At 68.1% G+C, this 21,221-nt stretch carries 23 protein-coding genes; 17 read left to right on the top strand and 6 right to left on the bottom strand.

What is annotated here, in order from left to right; all coding sequences use genetic code 11:
• The first annotated feature begins 39 nt into the window (after positions 1–39).
• Together ACWHMB_RS16475 and ACWHMB_RS16480 are read left to right on the top strand one after the other, a co-directional pair.
• Positions 40–867 carry an IPTL-CTERM sorting domain-containing protein gene (locus tag ACWHMB_RS16475; protein ID WP_377485034.1) on the top strand — a complete coding sequence of 276 codons (828 nt, stop codon included), beginning with the start codon at positions 40–42 and terminating at the stop codon, positions 865–867.
• A gap of 68 nt (positions 868–935) precedes the next feature.
• Entirely contained in the window at positions 936–1,739 is an 804-nt protein-coding gene (locus ACWHMB_RS16480; RefSeq protein ID WP_377485036.1) for a hypothetical protein, read from the top strand.
• Here ACWHMB_RS16480 and ACWHMB_RS16485 read toward each other — a convergent pair.
• Entirely contained in the window at positions 1,736–2,689 is a 954-nt protein-coding gene (locus ACWHMB_RS16485; RefSeq protein ID WP_377485038.1) for a LysR substrate-binding domain-containing protein, read from the bottom strand. The two genes, ACWHMB_RS16480 and ACWHMB_RS16485, sit on opposite strands and share 4 nt — an antisense overlap.
• 114 nt (positions 2,690–2,803) lie before the next feature.
• On the opposite strand from ACWHMB_RS16485, the gene ACWHMB_RS16490 reads away from it, so the two are divergent.
• Complete coding sequence (locus ACWHMB_RS16490) at positions 2,804–3,694, top strand: pirin family protein (RefSeq protein WP_377485040.1); 891 nt, start codon at positions 2,804–2,806, stop codon at positions 3,692–3,694.
• A 92-nt stretch (positions 3,695–3,786) separates the two neighbouring features.
• On the opposite strand, the gene ACWHMB_RS16495 is transcribed toward ACWHMB_RS16490, so the two are convergent.
• On the bottom strand, positions 3,787–3,948 hold the full coding sequence (locus ACWHMB_RS16495; protein ID WP_377485042.1) for a hypothetical protein: 162 nt from the start codon (positions 3,946–3,948) through the stop codon (positions 3,787–3,789).
• Positions 3,949–3,960: 12 nt separating this feature from the next.
• Between ACWHMB_RS16495 and ACWHMB_RS16500 the strand changes: the two genes are divergently transcribed.
• The 4 genes from ACWHMB_RS16500 to ACWHMB_RS16515 all read left to right on the top strand — a co-directional run bounded on the left by ACWHMB_RS16500 (position 3,961) and on the right by ACWHMB_RS16515 (position 6,695).
• Positions 3,961–4,581: an NADPH-dependent FMN reductase gene (locus ACWHMB_RS16500; RefSeq protein ID WP_377485044.1), complete on the top strand. Its 621-nt coding sequence runs from the start codon at positions 3,961–3,963 to the stop codon at positions 4,579–4,581.
• A gap of 70 nt (positions 4,582–4,651) precedes the next feature.
• The gene (locus ACWHMB_RS16505) at positions 4,652–5,545 is read left to right on the top strand and encodes a pirin family protein (RefSeq protein ID WP_377485046.1); all 894 of its coding nucleotides are present in this window, start codon (positions 4,652–4,654) and stop codon (positions 5,543–5,545) included.
• 32 nt (positions 5,546–5,577) lie between these two features.
• On the top strand, positions 5,578–6,051 hold the full coding sequence (locus tag ACWHMB_RS16510; RefSeq protein ID WP_377485048.1) for a DUF2127 domain-containing protein: 474 nt from the start codon (positions 5,578–5,580) through the stop codon (positions 6,049–6,051).
• Between the two features lie 80 nt (positions 6,052–6,131).
• Entirely contained in the window at positions 6,132–6,695 is a 564-nt protein-coding gene (locus ACWHMB_RS16515; RefSeq protein ID WP_377485050.1) for a C40 family peptidase, read from the top strand.
• A 46-nt stretch (positions 6,696–6,741) separates the two neighbouring features.
• Here ACWHMB_RS16515 and metK read toward each other — a convergent pair whose 3' ends face one another.
• Positions 6,742–7,941, bottom strand: a complete 1,200-nt coding sequence (gene metK / locus ACWHMB_RS16520) for a methionine adenosyltransferase (RefSeq protein WP_377485075.1) — start codon at positions 7,939–7,941, stop codon at positions 6,742–6,744.
• 142 nt (positions 7,942–8,083) lie between these two features.
• Here metK and ACWHMB_RS16525 point away from each other — a divergent pair, with 142 nt between their 5' ends.
• From ACWHMB_RS16525 to ACWHMB_RS16540, 4 genes are all read left to right on the top strand, one after another.
• On the top strand, positions 8,084–8,917 hold the full coding sequence (locus ACWHMB_RS16525; protein ID WP_377485052.1) for a lysophospholipid acyltransferase family protein: 834 nt from the start codon (positions 8,084–8,086) through the stop codon (positions 8,915–8,917).
• On the top strand, positions 8,914–9,780 hold the full coding sequence (locus ACWHMB_RS16530; protein ID WP_377485054.1) for a lysophospholipid acyltransferase family protein: 867 nt from the start codon (positions 8,914–8,916) through the stop codon (positions 9,778–9,780). The genes ACWHMB_RS16525 and ACWHMB_RS16530 overlap by 4 nt, the downstream gene beginning before the upstream one ends.
• Before the next feature lie 315 nt (positions 9,781–10,095).
• Positions 10,096–10,359: a type II toxin-antitoxin system ParD family antitoxin gene (locus ACWHMB_RS16535; protein ID WP_293221259.1), complete on the top strand. Its 264-nt coding sequence runs from the start codon at positions 10,096–10,098 to the stop codon at positions 10,357–10,359.
• A complete protein-coding gene (locus ACWHMB_RS16540; RefSeq protein ID WP_293221257.1) occupies positions 10,360–10,653 on the top strand; it encodes a type II toxin-antitoxin system RelE/ParE family toxin in 294 nt (97 codons plus the stop codon).
• A gap of 92 nt (positions 10,654–10,745) precedes the next feature.
• Here the strand turns inward: ACWHMB_RS16540 and ACWHMB_RS16545 are convergent, their stop codons facing one another.
• Both ACWHMB_RS16545 and yihA read right to left on the bottom strand, forming a co-directional pair.
• On the bottom strand, positions 10,746–11,657 hold the full coding sequence (locus tag ACWHMB_RS16545) for an alpha/beta fold hydrolase (RefSeq protein ID WP_377485056.1): 912 nt from the start codon (positions 11,655–11,657) through the stop codon (positions 10,746–10,748).
• Positions 11,654–12,352 carry a ribosome biogenesis GTP-binding protein YihA/YsxC gene (yihA, locus tag ACWHMB_RS16550; RefSeq protein WP_377485058.1) on the bottom strand — a complete coding sequence of 233 codons (699 nt, stop codon included), beginning with the start codon at positions 12,350–12,352 and terminating at the stop codon, positions 11,654–11,656. Before yihA ends, ACWHMB_RS16545 begins: the two co-directional genes overlap by 4 nt.
• A 111-nt stretch (positions 12,353–12,463) precedes the next feature.
• Between yihA and ACWHMB_RS16555 the strand changes: the two genes are divergently transcribed.
• The 6 genes from ACWHMB_RS16555 (at position 12,464) to mpl (ending at position 19,888) form a co-directional block, all read left to right on the top strand.
• A complete protein-coding gene (locus ACWHMB_RS16555) occupies positions 12,464–13,084 on the top strand; it encodes a c-type cytochrome (RefSeq protein WP_293221251.1) in 621 nt (206 codons plus the stop codon).
• A 197-nt stretch (positions 13,085–13,281) separates the two neighbouring features.
• Positions 13,282–15,444 carry a cytochrome c biogenesis protein ResB gene (locus ACWHMB_RS16560; protein ID WP_377485060.1) on the top strand — a complete coding sequence of 721 codons (2,163 nt, stop codon included), beginning with the start codon at positions 13,282–13,284 and terminating at the stop codon, positions 15,442–15,444.
• The gene (ccsB, locus tag ACWHMB_RS16565) at positions 15,441–16,778 is read left to right on the top strand and encodes a c-type cytochrome biogenesis protein CcsB (protein ID WP_293221247.1); all 1,338 of its coding nucleotides are present in this window, start codon (positions 15,441–15,443) and stop codon (positions 16,776–16,778) included. Before ACWHMB_RS16560 ends, ccsB begins: the two co-directional genes overlap by 4 nt.
• Before the next feature lie 51 nt (positions 16,779–16,829).
• Positions 16,830–17,819 carry a protein-methionine-sulfoxide reductase catalytic subunit MsrP gene (gene msrP / locus ACWHMB_RS16570; protein ID WP_293221245.1) on the top strand — a complete coding sequence of 330 codons (990 nt, stop codon included), beginning with the start codon at positions 16,830–16,832 and terminating at the stop codon, positions 17,817–17,819.
• Positions 17,820–17,836: 17 nt separating this feature from the next.
• Entirely contained in the window at positions 17,837–18,454 is a 618-nt protein-coding gene (locus ACWHMB_RS16575) for a protein-methionine-sulfoxide reductase heme-binding subunit MsrQ (protein ID WP_293221243.1), read from the top strand.
• An 18-nt stretch (positions 18,455–18,472) separates the two neighbouring features.
• Positions 18,473–19,888, top strand: a complete 1,416-nt coding sequence (gene mpl / locus ACWHMB_RS16580) for a UDP-N-acetylmuramate:L-alanyl-gamma-D-glutamyl-meso-diaminopimelate ligase (protein ID WP_377485062.1) — start codon at positions 18,473–18,475, stop codon at positions 19,886–19,888.
• A gap of 49 nt (positions 19,889–19,937) precedes the next feature.
• Here the strand turns inward: mpl and ACWHMB_RS16585 are convergent, their stop codons facing one another.
• On the bottom strand, positions 19,938–21,077 hold the full coding sequence (locus ACWHMB_RS16585) for a 3-deoxy-7-phosphoheptulonate synthase (RefSeq protein WP_377485064.1): 1,140 nt from the start codon (positions 21,075–21,077) through the stop codon (positions 19,938–19,940).
• Between the last annotated feature and the right edge of the window lie 144 nt (positions 21,078–21,221).

Genomic DNA, 21,221 nt, shown 5'->3' on the forward strand with positions numbered 1-21,221 from the left:
CATCTACAACAATCATGGCTATTTCCAAGGAGGCAGGTCATGATTCGTTTTTTGCGCACGACTGTTTGCGGCGCGCTGCTGGCAGCCTCGTTGCCAGCCATGGCGATTTTTACCAATGGTGGCTTCGAGTCCGGTGACTTCACGGGCTGGACCCAGGGCACGGGGCTGAACAACCTGGGCGGCTTGACGGGGGCGCAACCCTTCACGGGGGCCAGCATCAATCTGGGGGCCGGCGGCACTTTCACCGGGGCCGTGGTCGGCAGCGGCTACACCGAGCTGGCGACCGCGCCCATCACGCCGATCCCTTTCGCCGGCGCACATTCCGCCCGCGTGGGCGACACCACGCCGAACTACAACACCAACCTCATTTCCCAGCAGGACGCCATCACCGCGGCTGACCGCGACCCCGGCGACAACAAACTGCATGTGCGTTTTTCCTACGCCGTCGTGTTGGAAGACCCGGGGCATACTGCAGCGCAGCAGCCTTTCTTTTACCTGCGGGTCCGCAACATCACCAAGGGCACGGATCTGTATGAGGACTTCTCCTTTGCCGGCCAGACCGGTACGGCATTTCAGCCGGTTCCCGGCAACCCCGGCGTCCTTTACCTGAACTGGAAACCGGCCGACGTGGTGGTGCCGGACGCCGACTTGGGCGACACCATCGAGGTCTATCTCCTGGCGGCCGGTTGCGCTCAAGGCGGCCACTACGGATATGCCTACCTTGATGGCTTTGGATCGCGGGCCATACCGCCCGGCGGCGGCGGTGCCGTCGCCCCCGTGCCGACACTGGGCGAACTGTCGTTCATGGTCTTGGGCCTGCTGCTTGCCGGGGCTGGAGCGGTCAGCCTGCGGCGGCGTCGCGGTTGACGCGGACCATGCTTTGACGCAAACCCTCCGCCTTGGAGGGTTTGTTTTTTTACTGCCGAAGAAGTCCCATGCGCCGATCGACCCTGCTTTTTTCTGCCGCCGTCATCGCCCTTGTGATCGGTGGCTGGCCGGCGCTATCTCGCGTGTACCGCGCCTACGTGCTGCGCAGCGAGCAAGCCGCGCGGCAGCAGCTACTGACCCAGGAAACGGCGCAGCTCAAGGCCGAGTTGCAAGCCAACAAGCCCGCGCTGTTGGCCGAACTGCAGCGACTCCAGGCCGCCGGGCTGCACCAGGAAGTACTGACCAAGGCGTCCCGCTACCGACTGGCCGACGACCCCGATGTTCGTGCGATTTACACCCGCTCGGCTCAAGCGCTGAGCCTTCAGCAAACGCTGGCCAAGCTGGCGCGGCTGGCGACGGAGCACTGCAACGACACCGAGGTACGCCGCCATCTGCAAGAGGTGATGGCCACGGTGCAGCCGCCCGGGACGCCCCCCACCAGCAGCACGTGGACGGTTCGCAGGGTGCCAGCCGACGCTTTCATCGCACCGATTCAGTCCCAGTTGCGCGCGGCAGCCGCTGCCGCGTCATCCACGCATGAGGCGGAACACGAGCATGATTCACCCCCGACGTCGGTGGCCGAGCTGTTTCACACCGACCACGACGCCCATCTGCATCCGGCGCTGGCCTTTGCCCTGATGCAGGACCACGCGGTCGACAAGCAGATCTGCGTCTGGAACGTTGAAGGTGAAGCCACCCTCGGCGCATTGACCCAGAACAGGGTCAAGCCCTTTGAACTGACCGTCTGGATGGCCGCTTCGGCCACCGAGCGCAGCATGGAGTACAACGTTTTGCGCATACAGGGGTTTTAGCGCGACAGCGGCGCCGACAGGCAGCGCCCCTCCTCGATCAGCCGCGCAAAGCCGGCGGCCAGGGCCTCGATCAGCTGGCGCACGGCCGCGCGCATGCCCTGGCGGCTGGCGTAGGCCACCTGCACCACGCCGGGCGGCGCGCTCCAGCCGGGCAACAGCGGCTGCAGGACGCCGCTTTGCAGGCTGGCGTGCGCCATCAGGCGCGGCAATACGGCGCAGCCGACGCCCGCCAGCGCCGCGTCCAGCAAGGTGCCCGTGTCGTCCACCACCAAGCGCGGCTGGTGATGATGCTCCACCCACTGGCCCTGCGGGCCGCGCAGGCGCCAGCGCTGCTCCTCGGGCGAATTGCCCAGACCCAGGGTGGGCAGCGCGGCCAGGTCGGCGGGCACGGCCGGCGGCGGTGCGTTCAGCAGCATCTGCGGCGCGGCCAGCAGCAGGTGCTCGCTCAGTGCCAGCGGCCGCACCACCTCGTCCTGCGCCAGCACCGCGTCGGGCCCGCGCACGCGCAGGGCCAAATCCACCCCGTCGTGCCACACGTCGACGTTGCGGTTGCTGGCCTGCACCTGCAGTTGCACCTGCGGCCACTGGTTGAGATAGGCCGCCAGCATGGGACCGACCACGCTGTGCAGCAGGGCCGGCGGGCAGGCCAGGCGCACGGCGCCGCGCGGCGCGCCGCTGGACTCGTCGGCCAGCGCCTGTGCGGCGGCGGCCTCGTCGAGCATGGCGCGCGCGTGGCGCAGCACCTGCTGGCCGACCTCGGTGACGGCAAAGCGGCGCGTGCTGCGCTGGATCAGGCGCGTGCCCAGTTGCGCCTCCAGCGCGGCCAGGCGGCGGCTCAGGCGCGACTTGGGAATGTCGCTGGCGCGCTCGGCGGCGGCAAAGCCGCCGTGCTCGGCCACCAGGGCAAACAGGGCCAGGTCATCGAGCTTGGGGGTGGTGGGCGCGTTCATCGTTTCGATATTGCAACACTGAAAGCAATATAGGCCTGTTTATCTTTGATTGCCCCGAGATTAACATTCAATCATCGCGCTGGCACATGGCTGGCGCCCGATTGGAGACTGAACATGAGCGACACCCTGACCCTGACCCGCAAAAGCGTGCTGTCCACCCGCCGCGCCCCTGGGCGCCACTGGGTGGGCGACGGCTTTCCGGTGCATGGCCTGTTCGGCTACAGCGGCGAAGGCGTGGCCGAGCGCAGCCCGTTCCTGATGCTGGACTACGCGGCGCCAACGAGCTTTTCGCCCACCACCCAGCGGCGCGGTGTGGGCAGCCACCCGCACCGCGGCTTCGAGACCGTGACCATCGTCTACGACGGCGAGGTCGAGCACCGCGACTCGACCGGCGCCGGCGGCGTGATCGGCGCCGGCGACGTGCAGTGGATGACCGCCGGCGGCGGCATCATCCACGAGGAGTTCCACTCGGCCGGCTTTGCCGCGCGCGGCGGCCCGTTCGAGATGGTGCAGCTGTGGGTCAACCTGCCCGCCAGGGACAAGATGACGCCGGCGCACTACCAGGGCATCACCGACGCGCAGATCCCGGCCGTGGCCTTGCCCGATGGCGCGGGCCAGGTGCGCGTGATCGCCGGCGCCTACGGCGACGCCAAGGGCCCGGCGCGCACCTTCACGCCGATGAACGTGCTGGACCTGCGCCTGGGCGCCGGCCACACGCTTGAGCTGCCGCAGCCCGAGGGCTGGAGCACGCTGGTGGTGGTGCTGGCCGGCACGGTGCAGATCAACGGTGAGGCCGTGCTGCGCGCCACCGACACGGCCACGCTGTCCAACGCCGGCTCGGCCGTCGGCATCGAGGCCAACGCCGACGCCAAGCTGCTGCTGCTGGCGGGCGAGCCGATCGACGAGCCGGTGGTGGGCTACGGGCCGTTCGTGATGAACAGCGCGCAGCAGATCAACGAGGCCATCGACGACTTCAACAGCGGCCGCTTCACCGGCGCCCATTGATCGCCGACGCACTGCGGATGCGCTGTCGAAAAACAGCCGAACGCAGAGGGCGCAAAGGAATCGCAGAGAACGCAGAAGAGACATCGGCCAGATCACTCCTCAAACAGTAGCTGTCTGCGCTTGCCAGGCAATGGATTCAACCGAATTTCGATCTGAATTTTGAATTCTTCCGCGTCCTTTGCGTGTTCTTCGCGTCCTCTGCGTTCGGCTGCTTCATCGGCTGTTTCATCTTTCGACTCAACCCCTTTCATCATCAGGAGAACCCCTTGAAAGACAAACTCAACATCGCCCTCATCATCGGCAGCACGCGCCAGGCACGCCTGGCCCCCAAGGTGGCCCAGTGGCTGCACGGCGTGGCCAGCCAGCGCCCGGACATGAACGTCGAGCTGGTCGATCTGAAGGAGTTCGATCTGCCGCTGTTCGACGAAAAGGCCTCCAACCTGTGGATGCCCAGCGAGGATGCGCGCGCCAGTGCCTGGCAAGACAAGATCGGCGAGTTCGACGGCTACCTGGTGACCGTCGGCGAATACAACCACTCGATGACCGGCGCGCTGAAGAACGCGTTCGACCAGGCCTACGTCGAATGGGGCCGCAAGCCGATCGGCTTTGCCGGCTACGGCGGCGTGGGCGGCGCGCGCGCGGTCGAGCACGCGCGCAACGTGGCGGTCGAGCTGCAGATGGTGCCGGTGCGCACGGCGGTGCACATCGCCGGCGGCGACTTCTACGCGCTGTACCAGGGCGCCAAGACCCTGCCCGAAATCGAGGCCAACCTGCTGCCCGCCGCCGGCGCCATGCTGGACGAGCTGGCGTGGTGGGGCCAGGCCACGCGCGCCGCGCGCCGGCGCGATGCCGACCAGGCCATCGCCGCCGCAGCCGCAGCCGCCTGAGGCTGGCGCGACCGGCGGGCACGACCCACCGATTGGCGCTACCCTGTCCGCTGAGCACCCGGAGCCACCCATGAACCCAGCCCCCGCCCCCCAGCGCTACAGCTCGCGCGTCTCCGTCATCGGCGAAGACACCCCCGTCACGCGCGCGCTGCCGCATCGCGCGCGGCGCACCGTGGGCGCCTGGTGCTTTCTCGACCACCTGGGGCCGGCGCAGTTCGCGCCCGGCAAGGGCATGCACGTGGGCGCGCACCCGCACATCGGGCTGCAGACCTTCACCTGGATGATCGAGGGCGAGGTGGTGCACCGCGACTCGCTGGGCAACGAGCAGCTCATCCGCCCCGGCCAGGTCAACCTGATGACGGCCGGGCGCGGCATCGCGCATTCGGAGGATTCGGCGCTGGACGGCGTGCGCCAGCACGCGGCGCAGCTGTGGATCGCCCTGCCCGAGGACGAGCGGCGGCGCGAGCCGGCGTTTCAAAACTACCCCGACCTGCCGGTGGTGGACGTCGGCGGCTTCCGCGCCACGGTGCTGGCCGGCAGCGCGCTGGGCCAGCGCTCGCCCGCCACGGTCTATTCCCCGCTGGTCGGCATCGACCTGAACGCCGCCGGCGCGGCGCGCGCCGGGCTGCCGCTGCAGCCCGACTTCGAATACGCCGCCGTGGTGCTGCGCGGCGCGGCCAGCGTGGGCGGCGCGGCGCTGGCGCCGGGCGAGTGGCTGTACTTTGCCCCCGGCGGCGAGCAGTTGGCCGTGCAGTGCGACGCCGCCGCGCAGTTGCTGCTGGTGGGCGGCGCGCCGATGGGCGAGGACGTGCTGATCTGGTGGAACTTCGTCGCCCGCACGCAGGACGAGATGCAGGCCGCGCTGGACGACTGGAACGCCGGCCGCTTCGGCCCCGTGCGCGCCGGCAGCCCGGCCGCGCCGCTGCACGCACCGTCGCTGCAAGGCACGCGCCTGCGCGGCTGAACAACGCCACTGCCCCGCGCGATCCTTTGCGCATGCCCACTGCCCGCCCGCGCCTGCTCGACCGCTCCGTCCACGCCGTGGCGGCGCTCGAAGGGCTCAAGGGCCTGACCGCGCTGGCGCTGGCCTTCGGCTTCGGCGCGCTGCAGCACGGCGGCCTGCACGAGCTGGCCGTGGCGCTGGTGGGGCGCCTGCACCTGGACCCGCAATCGCACCTGCCGGCACTGATCGTCGGCTGGTCGGACCACCTGCAGCAGGTGCACCCCGGGCAGCTGATCTCGGTCGCGCTGGCCTACGCCGCCCTGCGCCTGGCCGAGGGCTGGGGCCTGTGGCACGACCGCCCCTGGGCCGAGTGGCTGGCGGCGCTGGCCACCGGCATCTACCTGCCCTTCGAGCTGTCGCACCTGCTGCATCGCCCCGGCTGGGCGGCGGCGCTGGTGCTGGGCTTCAACCTGGCGATCCTGGCGCTGATGGTGTGGCGGCTGCGTGCGCGCCGCGCGGCGGCTTGAGCGCCGCGCACTGGACAAATCCGGCTTGCTATCTAGAATATAGCTTGCCGCGCTTGTCGGACGCGCGCTGGAGCCGAAAAATGCCACCAAACCAGGACCCTTTCCTCGACCGGCGCACGGCCTTGGCGCTCGGCCTGGCCGCGCTGCTGGCCGGTTGCGCCAGCGCGCCGGCGCCGCGCGCGCCCGTGGCGGTCGGCGGCCCGGGCCGACGCGCGCCGGCCGCGCCCATGGCACCCACCAAACCCCCGCTCGACCTGGACCCGGCCGAGCGCGAAGCCGCCGTCGCGCAGGCCATGCTGCTGGTCAACACGCCCTACACCTATGGCGGCAACACGCCGCGCGGCGGCTTCGACTGCAGCGGGCTGATCCAGTACGTGATCCGGCAGGTGAGCGGCGAAAACCGCCTGCCGCGCAGCACCGCGCAGTGGGCGGCCGCCAGCGTGCCGGTGCCCGATGAGCAGATGCAGCGCGGCGACCTGGTGTTCTTCAACACCGGCGCGCCGTTTTCGCACATGGGCCTGTACGTGGGCGGCGAGCAGTTCGTGCACGCACCGTCCACCGGCGGCACGGTGCGCAAGGTCAGCCTGGACAACCGCTATTTCGCTGCCCGCTACATGGGCGCGCGGCGGGTGTTTGCGGCATAAAAAAACCGCTGGGGCTGTCAGCGGTTCTTGTTGAGGCTTGCGAGCCTTACGCCAGCGCGGGCTCCTTCAAGCCCGCGGCTTCGCGCAGTGCCGCCGCCTTGTCGGTCTTCTCCCAGCTGAACTCGGGCTCGTCGCGGCCGAAGTGGCCGTAGGCGGCGGTCTTGCGGTAGATCGGGCGCAGCAGGTCCAGCATCTGGATGATGCCCTTGGGGCGCAGGTCGAAATGCGCGCGCACCAGCTTGGCGATCTCGGCGTCGGGGATCACGCCCGTGCCTTCGGTGTAGACGGTGATGTTCATCGGCTGCGCCACACCGATGGCGTAGGCGACCTGGATCTGGCACTGGCGCGCCAGGCCGGCGGCGACGATGTTCTTGGCCACGTAGCGCGCGGCGTAGGCGGCGCTGCGGTCCACCTTGGTCGGGTCCTTGCCGCTGAAGGCGCCGCCGCCGTGCGGGCAGGCGCCGCCGTAGGTGTCGACGATGATCTTGCGCCCGGTGAGGCCGCAGTCGCCCTGCGGGCCGCCGACGACGAAGCGGCCGGTGGGATTGACCAGGTAGCGCGTCTGCCTGAGCCACTCCTTGGGCAGCACGGGCTTGATGATCTGCTCCACCACCGCCTCGATGAAGCTGGCCTTCATCTTGGTGGCGCTTTCGCTCTGGTCGGGGCTGTGCTGGGTGGACAGCACCACGGTGTCGATGCTGTGCGGCTTGCCATCCTGATAGCGCATCGTCACCTGGCTCTTGGCGTCGGGGCGCAAAAAGGGCAGCGCGCCGCTCTTGCGCAGCTGCGCCTGGCGCTCGACCAGGCGGTGCGCGTAGTAAATGGGCGCCGGCATCAGGGTGTCGGTCTCGTCGCAGGCATAGCCGAACATCAGACCCTGATCGCCCGCGCCGGTGTTCAGGTGGTCGTCGCTGGCGTGATCCACGCCCTGGGCGATGTCGTTGCTCTGCTTGTCGTAGGCCACCAGCACCGCGCAGCCCTTGTAATCGATGCCGTAGTCGGTGTTGTCGTAGCCGATGCGCTGGATGGTGTCGCGCGCCACCTGGATGTAGTCGACGTGGGCGTTGGTGGTGATCTCGCCGGCCAGCACGACCAAGCCGGTGTTGGTCAGCGTCTCGGCGGCCACGCGCGAGCGCGGGTCCTGCTCATAAATGGCGTCGAGAATCGCGTCGGAGATTTGGTCCGCCACCTTGTCCGGATGGCCCTCGGACACGGACTCGGAGGTGAAGAGAAAGCTGTTGGCCAGATCCATTGAATAAACTCCAGTCGTTTGAACACCTGCGTTGCCAAACCGGTTGGAGCTCTGGCGAACGCTTTAGCAGAGTTGTTTAACGTCGCCCTGCAAGTAGTTCCATAACTCAGCGACCCCGCAATTTTAGTCCTTTCCCATGCTGGCCTTGTATCGCCTTGCGTCGAAGTGGCCTTTGGGCCTGCTGCACGCCCTGGGCGCGCTGCTGGGCTGGCTGACCTGGCTGGCCTCGCCCACCTACCGGCGCCGCTTTGCCCAAAACTCGGCCCGCGCCGGCTACCGCTTTGCCCAGGTGCGCGCCGCGGTCGCCCACGCCGGACGCATGGCACTGGAAACCCCGCGCCTGTGGTTCGGCGCGCCCGTGCCGGTGCAGTGGGACGGCCCCGAACTGATCGAGGCCGCCTACGCCGCCGGCCACGGCATCGTCTACCTGACGCCGCACATGGGCTGCTTCGAGATCACGGCCCAGGGCGCGGCCCTGCGCTTCGGCGCCACGCACGGGCCCATCACCGTGCTGTACCGCCCGGCGCGCCAGGCCGCGCTGGCCCAGGTGCTGGCCACGGCCCGCCAACGCGAGGGCCTGGAAACGGCACCCACCACGCTGACCGGCGTGCGCCAGATGATCCGCGCGCTGCGCGCCGGCCAGGCCGTGGGCCTGCTGCCCGACCAGGTGCCGCCCGAGGGCCAGGGCCTGTGGGCGCCGTTTTTCGGCCAGCCGGCCTACACCATGACCCTGGCCGCGCGCCTGCTGCAGCAGACCGGCGCCACGCCGCTCTTGGCCTGGGGCGAGCGCCTGCCGCGCGCGCGCGGCTACTGCATCCACCTGCAGCCCTTTCCCGAAGCTCTCAGCAACGACCTCGACACCGCCGTTGCCCAGATCAACCGCGCCATGGAGCAGCTCATCGCCCAAAACCCCGGCCAATACCTGTGGGGCTACGGCCGCTACAAGACGCCGCGAAAGGTCGCCTCATGACCACCGCCGCGCTGATGTTCTTCATGCGGCAGCTGGCGCGCCTGCCCCTGCCCGTGCTGCGCGCGCTGGGCGCCGGCGTGGGCCGCCTGCTGTACGCGCTGGCGCGCAAGCGCCGCCACATCGCGCACGTCAACCTGCGCCTGTGCTATCCGGATTGGAGCGAGGCGCGCTTGCAGGACGTGGCCCGGCGCAGCTTCGTGCTGTTCAGTCAGGCCTTGTTGGACCGCGCCTGGCTGTGGCACGCCCCGCCCGCCGTGGTGCGCCGGCGCCTGCGCATCACCGGCGCCACCGAAGACCTCACGCGCCCCGGCGCCGTGGTCATGTTCGCCCCGCACTTCTACGGCATGGACGCCGGCGGCAGCGCCGTCATGGACCAGATCGAGCGGCCCGCCTGCACCATTTATTCGACCCAGAGCAGCGCCGCCGTCGACGCCTGGATGCGCGCCGGCCGCCTGCGCTTTGGCCAGGCCACGCTGCTGTCGCGCCAGGACGGTCTGAAACCCATCGTGCGCGCGCTGCGCGAGGGCCAGATGCTGTATTTGCTGCCCGACATGGACCTGGGCCCGCAGGAGTCGATCTTCGTGCCCTTCTTCGGCATCCCCACCGCCACCGTGCCCTCGCTGCCGCGCTTTGCCAAGCTGGGCGGCGCGCGCGTGGTGCCCGTCGTCACGCGCCTGACACCCGATGGCTACGAAGTGCGCGTGCACCCGGCCTGGCAAGACTACCCCGGCAACGACGTGGCCGCCGACACCGCGCGCATGAACGCCGAGCTGCAGGCCTGGATCGACACCATGCCCGAGCAGTACTACTGGGTGCACAAGCGCTTCAAGACGCGGCCGGAGGGGGAGCCGTCGGTGTATTGAAGCCCTTGATGGCTCTCGCGCCCGTCACATCTGCGCGAGCAGCTATCTATGTTGTAGCTTTTTGGGCCATGCCAGATTCGACGACAACATCCGTCAGGCGGTTGTGAATGCGTTCATTGTTTGCTCAAGGACTACGGCAATGGCATTGCTGGACTGAGTCGATCGCTAAACGCCACGGCCGAGGGACGAATCGACAGTTCCCCGCAATCTGAAGACCTGGCACCTTCACCGCGATGGCGGATGGGCTGGGCATGATGACGATGTCGATCTTTGACATTCCTTGATATAGTTTCATCATCTTTTCGGAGCCGTCTCATGGGCATGAACGTCAATCTGACCCCTCAACTCGAAGACATGGTTCGGGCCAAAGTCAGCTCGGGCCTGTACGGCTCGGCCAGTGAGGTCGTTCGCGAGGCACTGCGCCTGATGGAAGAGCAGGACCGCGTTCGCCAACTGAAGCTGGAAGAGCTGCGCTATCAAATCCGCAAGGGACTCGAGAGCGGCGCCGGCGAGCCATGGGACGCGGGCGCGCTCAAGCAGAAGGCGCGTGCCCACCGTTCATCGCAAACCGCAGCGTAGATGGCTCGTGTTACACGGCGTCCGCAGGCCGAGGTGGACATCCTGGAAATCTGGGAATACATCGCGGCGGACAGTGTCGAGCAGGCCGATCGCTGGATCGACAAGCTGGATCGAAGCCTCCAGCTTTGGGCCACGCAGCCGATGATGGGGCGAGAACGCACCGAGCTGGCGGTCGGTTTGCGCAGCTTGCCTTTCGGGCGCTATGTCGTGTTTTTTCTTCCGCTCGAAGACGGTATCGATGTCGTCCGGGTGATGCATGGCAGCCTCGACATCGAAGAGCGCTTTCACGAGTAGCAACACAAGGCGTTGCACATCAAACGTTCCACCTGGTTCATGCAACGAACGTTTTGTCCGTTTGGCCGTACCACCAAAGCGCAAGCAGCTATCTATTCAAGAGCAACAAAGGCCTCGACCCGCCCCGCCACCGCCTCCGGCTGCTCATGCACCACCCAGTGCGTGGCGCCTGGCAGGCGCTGCAGCGTGAGCCGGGGCACGTAGTCTTCCAGGCCATCCAGCAACCCGGGCAGCAAGGCCTTGTCCTCCATGGCCCACAGCACCAGGGTCGGCACCTCGACGCGCACGCGCTCGGGCAGCGGCAGCGGGACGGCGTCGGCGGACTGCCCCGGCAGCGGCGGCTTGAGCGGGGTGACGCGGTACAGGTTGCAGCCGCCGGTGAGACCCCGGTCCCACACGTCGCGGTATTGCTGGCGCACGGCCTCGGTCAGCCAGCCGTGACCTGCGGCGCCCTCGCCCATGAGGGTGAAGAAGGGCCACAGGCGGCGGTAGTCGTCTGCTGCCAGCAGGGCCTCGGCGTCGGGCCGCGCCAAAAAATGCATGTAGGCGCTGGCCTGCTGCTGCGCCCGGTTGTGGCGCAGTTCGCGCGCAAAGGTGCCGGGGTGGGGCGAGTTGATGATGACCAGGCGCTCGACGCGATCGGCGTGCGCGTGCGCCGCGGCCCAGGCGAAGGCGCCACCCCAGTCGTGCGCGACCAGGGTGTGCACCTGGCCGCCCACGCCCTCTTGCGCGGCCAGCGCCATGATGTCCTGCACCATCAGCGCCGGCTTGTAGGCGGCCACTTCGGCCGGGGCGCTGGACTTTTCAAAGCCGCGCAGGTTGGGCGCCACGCAGCGAAAGCCGCCGTGCGCGGGCTGGGCGAAGTGCTGCATCAGCGCGTCCCACACGAAGGCGCCTTCGGGAAAGCCGTGCAGAAACAGCATCAGCGGCCGCCCGCGCGCGCCGGCAGCGCGGCAGCTCAGGGTGATGCCGTGCGGCAGTGTGGCGTCGAAGGTTTCGATCATGCGGGCTCTTGGGCGGATGGGACCGGCGGCGGCGCATCGACCAGGGCGCGCAACCACAGCGCCGCCGGCTCCACGCCCTGGCGCTTGAGGGCTGAAAACAGCATCACCTCGCCGCCACCGGCCTGCAGCCGCGCGATGGACAGCGCCTTGGCCTGCTCGGCGCGGGTGAGCTTGTCGGCCTTGGTCAGCAGCACCAGAAACTTCAGCCCCTGCTCCACCCGCGGGCGGATCACGTCCAGCAGGGCCTCGTCCAGCTCCTTCAGGCCATGGCGCGGGTCGCACATCAGCACCACCGCGCGCAGGTTGGCGCGCGAGACCAGGTAGTTGGCCATCACGCGCTGCCAGCGCAGCTTGTCGGCCAGCGGCACGGCGGCGTAGCCGTAGCCCGGCAGGTCGGCCAGCACGGCGTCGGTCTGGCCTTGGCGGCCCAGGGCGAACAGGTTGATGTGCTGGGTGCGCCCGGGCTTGCGCGAGGCAAAGGCCAGTTGCGTCTGCTGGGTGAGCGTGTTGATGGCGGTGGACTTGCCGGCGTTGGAGCGGCCGACGAAGGCGATCTCGGGTGTGTCCAGCGCCGGCAGCTGGTCGAGCTGCGCGGCGGTGGTCAGAAAGCGCGCGGTGTGCAGCCAGCCCAGCGCCTGCCGGGTGGCGGCGTCGGCGTCAGGCCTGGAACGGGCGGGAGCGGGGCGAGGTGGCATGCGGCGGGCCAAGGTTATCCCCTTGCCGCGATTGGGGCGTTGGGGCTGGCCATTGTAGAATCGCGGGGCTAAACGTCCTCCGACTCCCACATTCAAAGAAGACGATCGCTCATGAAGTCGCTTGCTGCCTTTTTGATGACCGCCGTGTTGGCCGCGTCCGCCTCGGCCGCCGATGCGCCCGCCGCCCCCGCCAAGCCCGACTTGGCCAAGGGCAGCGCCAGCTACGGCACGGTGTGTGCCGCCTGCCACGGCGCGGACGGCAACTCCACCGTGCCGCTGCAGCCCAATCTGGCGCAGCAGCACCCCGAGTACCTGCTCAAGCAGTTGCTGGACTTCAAGAACGGCACCCGCAAGGACGCCATCATGCAGGGCTTTGCCGCCACGCTGAGCGAGCAGGACGCGCGCAACATCTCCTGGTGGCTGGCCTCGCAAAAGGAAAAGCCCGGCTTCGCCAAGGAAAAAGACCTGGTGATGCTGGGCGAGAAGATCTACCGCGGCGGCATGCAGGATCGGCACATTCCGGCCTGCGCCGGCTGCCACAGCCCCAACGGGGCGGGCATTCCCTCGCAGTACCCGCGCCTGTCGGGGCAGTACGCCGACTACACGGCCAAGCAGTTGGCCGGCTTTCGCGATGGCAGTCGCGGCAACAGCGCCACCATGCACGACATCACGCGCTACATGACGGACCGCGAGATCAAGGCGGTGTCGGACTACATCGCCGGCCTGCGCTGAGGCGCGGAACACCGGCGCCCCGGCGCCAGTGTGCACGACGGCAACCGCGCCCGGCATGGCTTGGCGCGGTTTGTTTTTGCGGCTTCGCTGCCAGGAAGCCGCGGGTATGAAATGAGGCGGCGGCCGGAACCTTGGCGGCCGCTGGCGGCTCCAAGGCTTCGGCCGTGGCGCTGGCTCACGGCAGGCATTGCGCACACATGACGGCATCGGCAGACATCCACGGTTACACCCTTCGGCGCGGCGCCCCCGCCTTGCGCCAGGCGGTCGAGTTGCTGTCCTCGATGCGCTTTGCCATCGCGCTGCTCACCGTCATCTGCATCGCCTCGGTGATCGGCACCGTGCTCAAGCAGCACGAGCCGGCCACCAACTACATCAACCAGTTCGGGCCGTTCTGGGCCGACCTGTTTCTCAAGCTCAAGCTCAACGCCGTCTACAGCGCCTGGTGGTTTTTGCTGATCCTGGCCTTTCTCGTCACCAGCACCTCGCTGTGCATCGCGCGCAACACGCCCAAGTATCTGGCGGACATGCGCACCTACAAGGAAAACATCCGCGAGCAGAGCCTGAAGGCCTTTCACCACAAGGCCGAGGGTGATGTGGCCGGCGAAGACCCCGCGGCCAGCGCCCAGCGCATCGGCCAGCAATTGGCCGCCGGCGGCTGGAAGGTGCGCCTGCAGGAGCGCCCGCGCGAGGGCGGCGCCGGCTGGATGGTGGCGGCCAAGAAGGGCTCGGCCAACAAGATCGGCTACATCGCCGCGCACAGCGCCATCGTGCTGGTGTGCCTGGGGGGGCTGCTGGACGGTGACCTGTTCGTGCGCACCATGACCTGGCTGGGCGGCAAGTCGGTGTACAGCGGCGGCGGCTTCATCTCCGAGGTCAAACCCGAGCACCGGCTGTCCTCGGCCAACCCCACCTTCCGCGGCAACCTGGTGGTGTCGGAGGGCTCGCAGTCCAGCACCGCCATCCTCAGCCAGTCGGACGGCATCCTGCTGCAAGATTTGCCCTTCGCGGTCGAGCTGAAGAAATTCACCGTCGACTATTACTCCACCGGCATGCCCAAGCTGTTTGCCAGCGACATCGTGATCCACGATTTCGCCACTGGCGAGAAGCACCCCGCGCGCGTGGAGGTCAACCACCCGGTCAGCTACAAGGGCATCCAGATCTACCAGAGCAGCTTCGACGACGGCGGCTCGCACGTCACGCTGCGCGCGCTGCCGATGAACGGCAGCACCCAGAGCTTCACGGTCGACGGCACCATCGGCGGCTCCTCGCCCATCACCAACGGCAAGGACAAGATGACGCTGGAGTACACCGGCCTGCGCGTCATCAACGTCGAGAACCTGACCGACGCCACCAGCGGCAGCGCCACCGACGTGCGCCGCGTCGACCTGGGCCACGCGCTGAGCCAGCGCCTGGGCGCCGCCGACAAGAGCAGCACCGAGCGCAACCTGAAGAACGTCGGCCCCAGCATCTCATACAAGCTGCGCGACGCCTCGGGCCAGGCGCGCGAATACAACAACTACATGCGCCCGATCAACATGGGCGAGGGCGTGCCGGTCTTCCTGCTGGGCGTGCGCGACACCGGCGCCGACTCCTTCCGCTACCTGCGCGTGCCGGCCGACGACCAGGATTCGATGGACGGCTTCATCCACCTGCTGGCGGCCCTGCACAACCCGGCCGAGCGCGCCCAGGCGGTGCAGCGCTACGTGGCCAAGGTGGTCGATCCCAAGCGGCCCGAGCTGGCCGAGCAGCTGACGGTGTCGGCCACGCGCGCGCTCGACCTGTTTGCCGGCGCCGGCCACGAAGCCAGCGCCAAGGGCGCGCCCCTGGCGGGCCTGCCGGCGGTGTCCAACTTCATCGAGACCGCCGTGCCGCCGGCCGAGCGCGAGCGCGCGGCCGAGGTGCTGCTGCGCATCCTGAACGGCAGCCTGTTCGAGCTGGACACGCTGGCGCGTGAGACCCACGGCCGCAAGCCCCTGAACGAGGCCGACGACAGCACGCGCCAGTTCATGACGCAGGCGGTGCTGGCGCTGTCGGACGCGCCGCTGTATCCCTCGCCGCTGGTGTTCGAGCTCGATTCGTTCACCCCGGTGCAAGCCAGCGTGTTCCAGGTGGCGCGCGCCCCCGGCAAGAACGTGGTTTATCTGGGCGCCACCTTGCTGATCCTGGGCGTCTTTGCCATGCTCTACATCCGCGAGCGACGCCTGTGGGTCTGGCTGACGCCCGACGGCGCGTCGGGCAGCCATGCCATGATGGCGCTGTCGTCCAACCGCAAGACGCTGGAAGCCGATCGCGAATTCGAACAACTGCGGCACCGCTTGCTGGCCGCACCCGCCGCCACCGATGGGGACTTGAAGACATGAACACCACCACCCTGACCGCCTCCGGCCCGCTGGCCTTGAGCGGAGGCTATTTTTCGCGCCGCACCTGGGGCGACTGGCTGTTTGCCCTGCTGGTCGTGGCCGGCGCGGTGTTTGCCTTCCAGCGCTACCACGGCGCGATGGACGTGTACGACAAGGGCATCCTGGTGGCCGCGGTGCCGACGGCGATCTGGCTGGCCTGGCTGTGGCGCCCGCTGCGCACCCTGATGCTGGTGGTGGCCGCGCTGTCGCTGCTGGCCATCGTCTCCTACGACGGCGACCTGCGCCGCGGCGACACGGTGTTCTGGCTCAAGTATTTCCTGTCCAGCCAGTCGGCCATCCTGTGGATGAGCGTGCTGTTCTTCATGAGCACCATCTTCTACTGGATCGGCATGTTCGCGCGCGGGCCGGCCGCCGCGCTGGAGGGCCTGGGCAGCAAGCTGGCCTGGGTGGCCGTCACGCTGGCGCTGGTGGGCACCATGGTGCGCTGGTACGAGGGCTACCAGATCGGCCCCGACATCGGCCACATCCCGGTCAGCAACCTGTATGAAGTGTTCGTGCTGTTCTCGTGGATCACGGCGCTGTTCTATCTGTATTACGAAGCGCAATACAAGACCCGCGCCATGGGTGCCTTCGTGATGCTGGTGGTGAGCGCGGCCGTGGGCTTTCTGCTGTGGTACACGCTGGTGCGCGATGCACAAGAGATTCAACCGCTGATCCCGGCGCTGAAAAGCTGGTGGATGAAGCTGCACGTGCCGGCCAACTTCATCGGCTACGGTTCGTTCGCGCTGGCGGCCATGATCGCCTTCGCCCACCTGATCAAGCAGCAGGCCGCCGAGACGCGCTGGCACAAGCTGGCCCCGATCTGGGTGCTGGGCATTGCCCTGTGCTTCGTGCCCATCGCCTTTCGCCAGCGCGGCGTGGGCGAGGCCGGCGGCAGCTACTGGGTGGGCTACGCCATCATTGCCGCGCTGATCGTGGGCGGCATCCTGCTGGGGCGCAAGCGCATCAGCGAACGCCTGCCCAGCCTGGAGGTGCTGGACGACGTGATGTACAAGTCGATCGCCATCGGCTTTGCCTTCTTCACCATCGCCACCGTGCTGGGCGCGTTGTGGGCCGCCGAGGCCTGGGGCGGCTACTGGAGCTGGGACCCGAAGGAAACCTGGGCCCTGATCGTGTGGCTGAACTACGCCGCCTGGCTGCACATGCGCCTGATGAAGGGCCTGCGCGGCACCGTGGCCTCGTGGTGGGCGCTGGGCGGCCTGGCGGTCACCACCTTCGCCTTCATTGGCGTCAACATGTTCCTGTCCGGGCTGCACAGTTACGGCTCGCTGTAACCGGCGGGGCGCCTGCGCCGAACAGGTGAGTGTGACTCGAAGGAGTTTGTCATGCCGATCCGCCCCACCCGCCCTGGTTTCGATCAACCACCGCCCAGCGACATCACGCCGCGCGCGGTCTACGAAGACCGCCGCGCGCTGCTCAAGCTGCTCGGCGCCGGCGCGGCCGGCAGCCTGCTGGGCGCCTGGGGCATGCGGGCGCACGCTGCAGCGGCGCCCAGCACTCTGTCGCCGCTGAGCGCCACCCGCTCGGCCGTGGCGGGCGCCATCCTGATGGACCAGCCGACGCCCTACGAAGACGTCAGCAGCTACAACAACTTCTACGAGTTCGGCACCAACAAGGACGACCCGGCGCGCTACGCCGGCAAGCTCAGGGTCGATCCGTGGTCGGTCGAAGTCGAAGGCCTGGTCAACAAGCCCGGGCGCATCGCGCTGGAAGATCTGCGCAAGCTCAGCCCGCTGGAAGAGCGCATCTACCGCCTGCGCTGCGTCGAGGGCTGGTCGATGGTGATTCCCTGGATCGGTTATTCGCTGTCGGCTCTGATCCAGCACGTGCAGCCCCAGGGCAGCGCCAAGTACGTCGAGTTCGTCACCCTGGCCGATGCGCAGCAGATGCCGGGCGTGCGCTCCAGCGTGCTGGACTGGCCCTACACCGAGGGCCTGCGCATGGACGAGGCGCTGCACCCGCTCACGCTGCTGACCTTCGGCATGTACGGGCACGAACTGCCGCGGCAGGACGGCGCGCCGGTGCGCGTGGTGGTGCCCTGGAAGTACGGCTTCAAGTCCGCCAAGTCCATCGTCAAGATCCGCTTTGTCGAGAAAGAGCCAGCCACCGCCTGGGACAAGGCCGCGCCGCAGGAATACGGCTTTTACTCCAACGTCAACCCCAACGTCGATCATCCGCGCTGGAGCCAGGCCACCGAGCGGCGCATCGGCGAGGGCGGCCTGTTCGCCAAGCGGCGCAAGACACTGCTGTTCAACGGCTACGAGGCGCAGGTCGGCCAGCTGTACGCCGGCATGGACCTGAAGAAATACTTCTGACGCCCCGCGTGAAGCCCGTGCGCGCATTGCTTTTGCACCCGGCCGCCAAGCCGCTCGTCTTCGTGCTGTGCCTGCTGCCCTTGGCGTGGCTGGTGTACGGCGCGGCAACCGACAACCTGGGCGCCAATCCGGCCGAAGCGCTGATCCGCTCCTGCGGTGACTGGACGCTGCGCTTTCTGTGCCTCACGCTCGCCGTCACGCCGCTGCGCATCCGCACCCGCACGCCGCAGCTGGCGCGCTATCGGCGCATGCTGGGCCTGTTCACCTTCTTCTACGCCTGCGTCCACCTGCTGAGCTACGCCTGGCTGGACATGGGCTGGGTGGCCGCCGACATCGGCCGCGACATCCTCAAGCGCCCGTTCATCCTGGTGGGCTTTGCATGCTGGCTGCTGCTGCTGCCCCTGGCGCTGACCTCGTTCAACCGCGCCGTGCGCTGGCTGGGTGGGCGCCAGTGGCAGACGCTGCACCGGCTGGTCTACCTGATCGCGGGGCTGGCGCTGCTGCACTTCTTCTGGATGCGGGCCGGCAAGAACGACTTCGCCGAGGTGCAGGTCTACGCGCTGATCATCGGCGCGCTGCTGCTGGAGCGCCTGCTGCGCTATTTCACGCCCCGCCCCAATCTGAGTGCGCGCTGATCTCTAGAATCGGCCGCCATGCACATTCACATTCTGGGCATTTGCGGCACTTTCATGGGCGGCCTGGCCGCGCTGGCGCGCGAAGCCGGCCATACGGTCACGGGTTGCGATGCGGGCGTTTACCCGCCCATGAGCGACCAGTTGCGCGCGCTGGGCATCGAGCTGATCGAAGGTTATGGCGTCGATCAACTGGCGCTCAAACCCGATGTCTTCGTCATCGGCAACGTGGTCTCGCGCGCACGGTTGGCGAACGGCACACCCAAGTATCCGTTGATGGAAGCCATCCTCGATGCGGGGGCGCCCTATACCAGCGGCCCGCAGTGGCTGGCCGAACACGTGCTGGCCGGCCGCCACGTGCTGGCCGTGGCCGGCACGCACGGCAAGACCACCACCACCTCGATGCTGGCCTGGGTGCTGGAGCGCGCGGGCCTGACGCCCGGCTTCCTCGTTGGTGGCGTGCCGCTCAACTTCGGCATTTCGGCGCGCCTGGGCGCCCTGGCCTCAGGGCAGGCGCGCCCGCTGTTCGTGATCGAGGCCGATGAGTACGACACCGCGTTCTTCGACAAGCGCAGCAAATTCGTGCACTACCGCCCACGCACCGCGGTGCTGAACAACCTGGAGTTCGACCACGCCGACATCTTCGACGACCTGGGGCAGATCGAGCGCCAGTTTCACCATCTGCTGCGCACGGTGCCGGCCAGCGGACGCGTGGTGGTCAACGACCTGGAAGAAAGCCTCACTCGCGTGCTGGCGCAAGGCTGCTGGAGCGAGCGGCGCGGCTTCGGCAGCGCGGTGAGCGACTTCCGCGCCGAGGGCGATGCCGGCGACTTCGAGGTGCTGCAGGGCGGGCGCGGCGTCGGCCGCGTGCAGTGGGCGCTGTCGGGCACGCACAATCAGCTCAACGCGCTGGCCGCCATTGCCGCCGCCGAGCACGTGGGCGTGACGCCCGCGCAGGCCTGCGCCGCCCTGGCCCGTTTCGAGAACGTGCGACGCCGCATGGAAGTGCGCGGCACCGTGGCGCGCGCCGGTGGCCTGATCACCGTGTACGACGACTTCGCCCACCATCCCACGGCGATGCGCACCACCATCGACGGCCTGCGCGCGCAGCTGGACGCCGCGGGCCGGCGCGCCGACCGCATCCTGGCCGCGTTCGAGCCGCGCAGCAACACCATGAAGCTGGGCACCATGAAGAGCCAGCTGCCCTGGGCGCTGGAGCACGCCGACCGGGCCTTTTGCCACACCGGCGGCCTGGACTGGGACGCCGCCGCCGCGCTGGCGCCATTGGGCGAACGCGCCCAGGTGGCGGCCGGCATCGACGAACTGGTGGCCCAGATCGATGCCGCGGCGCGGCCCGGCGATCACGTGCTGTGCATGAGCAACGGCGGCTTTGGCGGGGTGCACGCCAAGCTGCTGCAGATGCTATCAAATAGATAGCTGCTCGCGCTCTAAGGACGGGCGCCAGCGCTCGATTTCATGTAAATTTTCAGCAGTTGGTCTCGCCCCGCGCGCGCCGCGCCCGTACGACATCGGACAGCACCTGCAAGATGGCTTGCGAGCCGTCCCAGCCGATGCAGGCGTCGGTGATGCTCTTGCCGTATTCGAGCGCGGACACGTCGTCCTTGCCGGGCGTGAATTTCTGCGCGCCGTCGTGGATGTGGCTTTCCACCATCACGCCGAAGATGCAGCGCGAGCCGGCGCCGAGCTGCGCCGCCACGTCGCGCGCGACGTCGAGTTGCCGCTCGTGCTTCTTGCTGCTGTTGGCGTGGCTCATGTCGATCATCAGGGCGGGCGGCAGCTTGGCTTCGGTCAGCTGATCGCACGCGGCCTTGACGCTGGCGGCGTCGTAGTTGGGCAGCTTGCCGCCGCGCAGGATGGCGTGGCAGTCGCGGTTGCCTTCGGTGTGCACGATGGCCACCTGGCCGTTCTTGTGCACCGACAAAAAGTGGTGGCCGCGCGCCGCCGCCTGGATGGCGTCGATGGCGATACGGATGTTGCCGTCGGTGCCGTTCTTGAAGCCCACCGGCGCCGACAGGCCCGAGGCCAGCTCGCGGTGCACCTGGCTTTCGGTGGTGCGCGCGCCGATGGCGCCCCAACTGATCAGATCGCCGATGTATTGCGGCGAGATGGTGTCCAGAAACTCGCTGCCCGCCGGCAGGCCCAAGCGGTTGATCTCGATCAGCAACTGGCGTGCGATGCGCAGGCCTTCGTCGATGCGGTAGCTCTGGTCGAGGTAGGGGTCGTTGATCAGGCCCTTCCAGCCCACCGTGGTGCGCGGCTTCTCGAAGTACACACGCATCACGATCTCCAGCGTGTCGCGGTACTTCTCGCGCATCGGCTGCAGGCGCCGCGCGTAGTCCATGGCGGCCACCGGATCGTGAATGGAGCACGGGCCGATCACCACCAGCAGACGGTCGTCCTTGCCGGCGATCATGCGGCGGATGGCCTTGCGCGTGTCGCGGATCAGCGTCTCGACCGGCGTGCCGCGAATGGGGAAAAAGCGAATCAGATGCTCTGGAGGCGGCAACACGGCAATGTCCTTGATGCGTTCGTCGTCGGTCTGGCTGGTGCGTTCCGGCGAGTTCTGCCAGGACGACGGGGCGTCCGCGTGGGCTTTGGCGTTCATGACGGTTTTCCTTGATGGCTGAAAGAAGAATCGGGGCACAAAAAAACCGCCGGGCTCATCGCGTCGGCGGTTCTTGGGAGGTCTGCTGCAAGGCGCTTACATCTTCTCCTCTCGTCCGCCGGGGACCGAGAACCAAAAGGAGAA

It is taken from the genome of Ottowia pentelensis (assembly GCF_964341695.1).

What these genes read in the sequence shown, in the direction of transcription:
- ACWHMB_RS16475 (WP_377485034.1), top strand. Translation starts at nt 40, where the DNA reads ATGATTCGTTTTTTGCGCACGACTGTTTGCGGCGCGCTGCTGGCAGCC.
- yihA (WP_377485058.1), bottom strand. Translation starts at nt 12,352, where the DNA reads ATGCCACCTCGCCCCGCTCCCGCCCGTTCCAGGCCTGACGCCGACGCC.
- ACWHMB_RS16510 (WP_377485048.1), top strand. Translation starts at nt 5,578, where the DNA reads ATGCCCACTGCCCGCCCGCGCCTGCTCGACCGCTCCGTCCACGCCGTG.
- ACWHMB_RS16480 (WP_377485036.1), top strand. Translation starts at nt 936, where the DNA reads ATGCGCCGATCGACCCTGCTTTTTTCTGCCGCCGTCATCGCCCTTGTG.
- ACWHMB_RS16535 (WP_293221259.1), top strand. Translation starts at nt 10,096, where the DNA reads ATGGGCATGAACGTCAATCTGACCCCTCAACTCGAAGACATGGTTCGG.
- mpl (WP_377485062.1), top strand. Translation starts at nt 18,473, where the DNA reads ATGCACATTCACATTCTGGGCATTTGCGGCACTTTCATGGGCGGCCTG.
- ACWHMB_RS16560 (WP_377485060.1), top strand. Translation starts at nt 13,282, where the DNA reads ATGACGGCATCGGCAGACATCCACGGTTACACCCTTCGGCGCGGCGCC.
- ACWHMB_RS16515 (WP_377485050.1), top strand. Translation starts at nt 6,132, where the DNA reads ATGCCACCAAACCAGGACCCTTTCCTCGACCGGCGCACGGCCTTGGCG.
- ACWHMB_RS16490 (WP_377485040.1), top strand. Translation starts at nt 2,804, where the DNA reads ATGAGCGACACCCTGACCCTGACCCGCAAAAGCGTGCTGTCCACCCGC.
- ACWHMB_RS16525 (WP_377485052.1), top strand. Translation starts at nt 8,084, where the DNA reads ATGCTGGCCTTGTATCGCCTTGCGTCGAAGTGGCCTTTGGGCCTGCTG.
- ACWHMB_RS16505 (WP_377485046.1), top strand. Translation starts at nt 4,652, where the DNA reads ATGAACCCAGCCCCCGCCCCCCAGCGCTACAGCTCGCGCGTCTCCGTC.
- ACWHMB_RS16540 (WP_293221257.1), top strand. Translation starts at nt 10,360, where the DNA reads ATGGCTCGTGTTACACGGCGTCCGCAGGCCGAGGTGGACATCCTGGAA.
- ACWHMB_RS16495 (WP_377485042.1), bottom strand. Translation starts at nt 3,948, where the DNA reads ATGATGAAAGGGGTTGAGTCGAAAGATGAAACAGCCGATGAAGCAGCC.
- ACWHMB_RS16585 (WP_377485064.1), bottom strand. Translation starts at nt 21,077, where the DNA reads ATGAACGCCAAAGCCCACGCGGACGCCCCGTCGTCCTGGCAGAACTCG.
- ACWHMB_RS16555 (WP_293221251.1), top strand. Translation starts at nt 12,464, where the DNA reads ATGAAGTCGCTTGCTGCCTTTTTGATGACCGCCGTGTTGGCCGCGTCC.
- msrP (WP_293221245.1), top strand. Translation starts at nt 16,830, where the DNA reads ATGCCGATCCGCCCCACCCGCCCTGGTTTCGATCAACCACCGCCCAGC.
- ccsB (WP_293221247.1), top strand. Translation starts at nt 15,441, where the DNA reads ATGAACACCACCACCCTGACCGCCTCCGGCCCGCTGGCCTTGAGCGGA.
- ACWHMB_RS16485 (WP_377485038.1), bottom strand. Translation starts at nt 2,689, where the DNA reads ATGAACGCGCCCACCACCCCCAAGCTCGATGACCTGGCCCTGTTTGCC.
- ACWHMB_RS16545 (WP_377485056.1), bottom strand. Translation starts at nt 11,657, where the DNA reads ATGATCGAAACCTTCGACGCCACACTGCCGCACGGCATCACCCTGAGC.
- ACWHMB_RS16530 (WP_377485054.1), top strand. Translation starts at nt 8,914, where the DNA reads ATGACCACCGCCGCGCTGATGTTCTTCATGCGGCAGCTGGCGCGCCTG.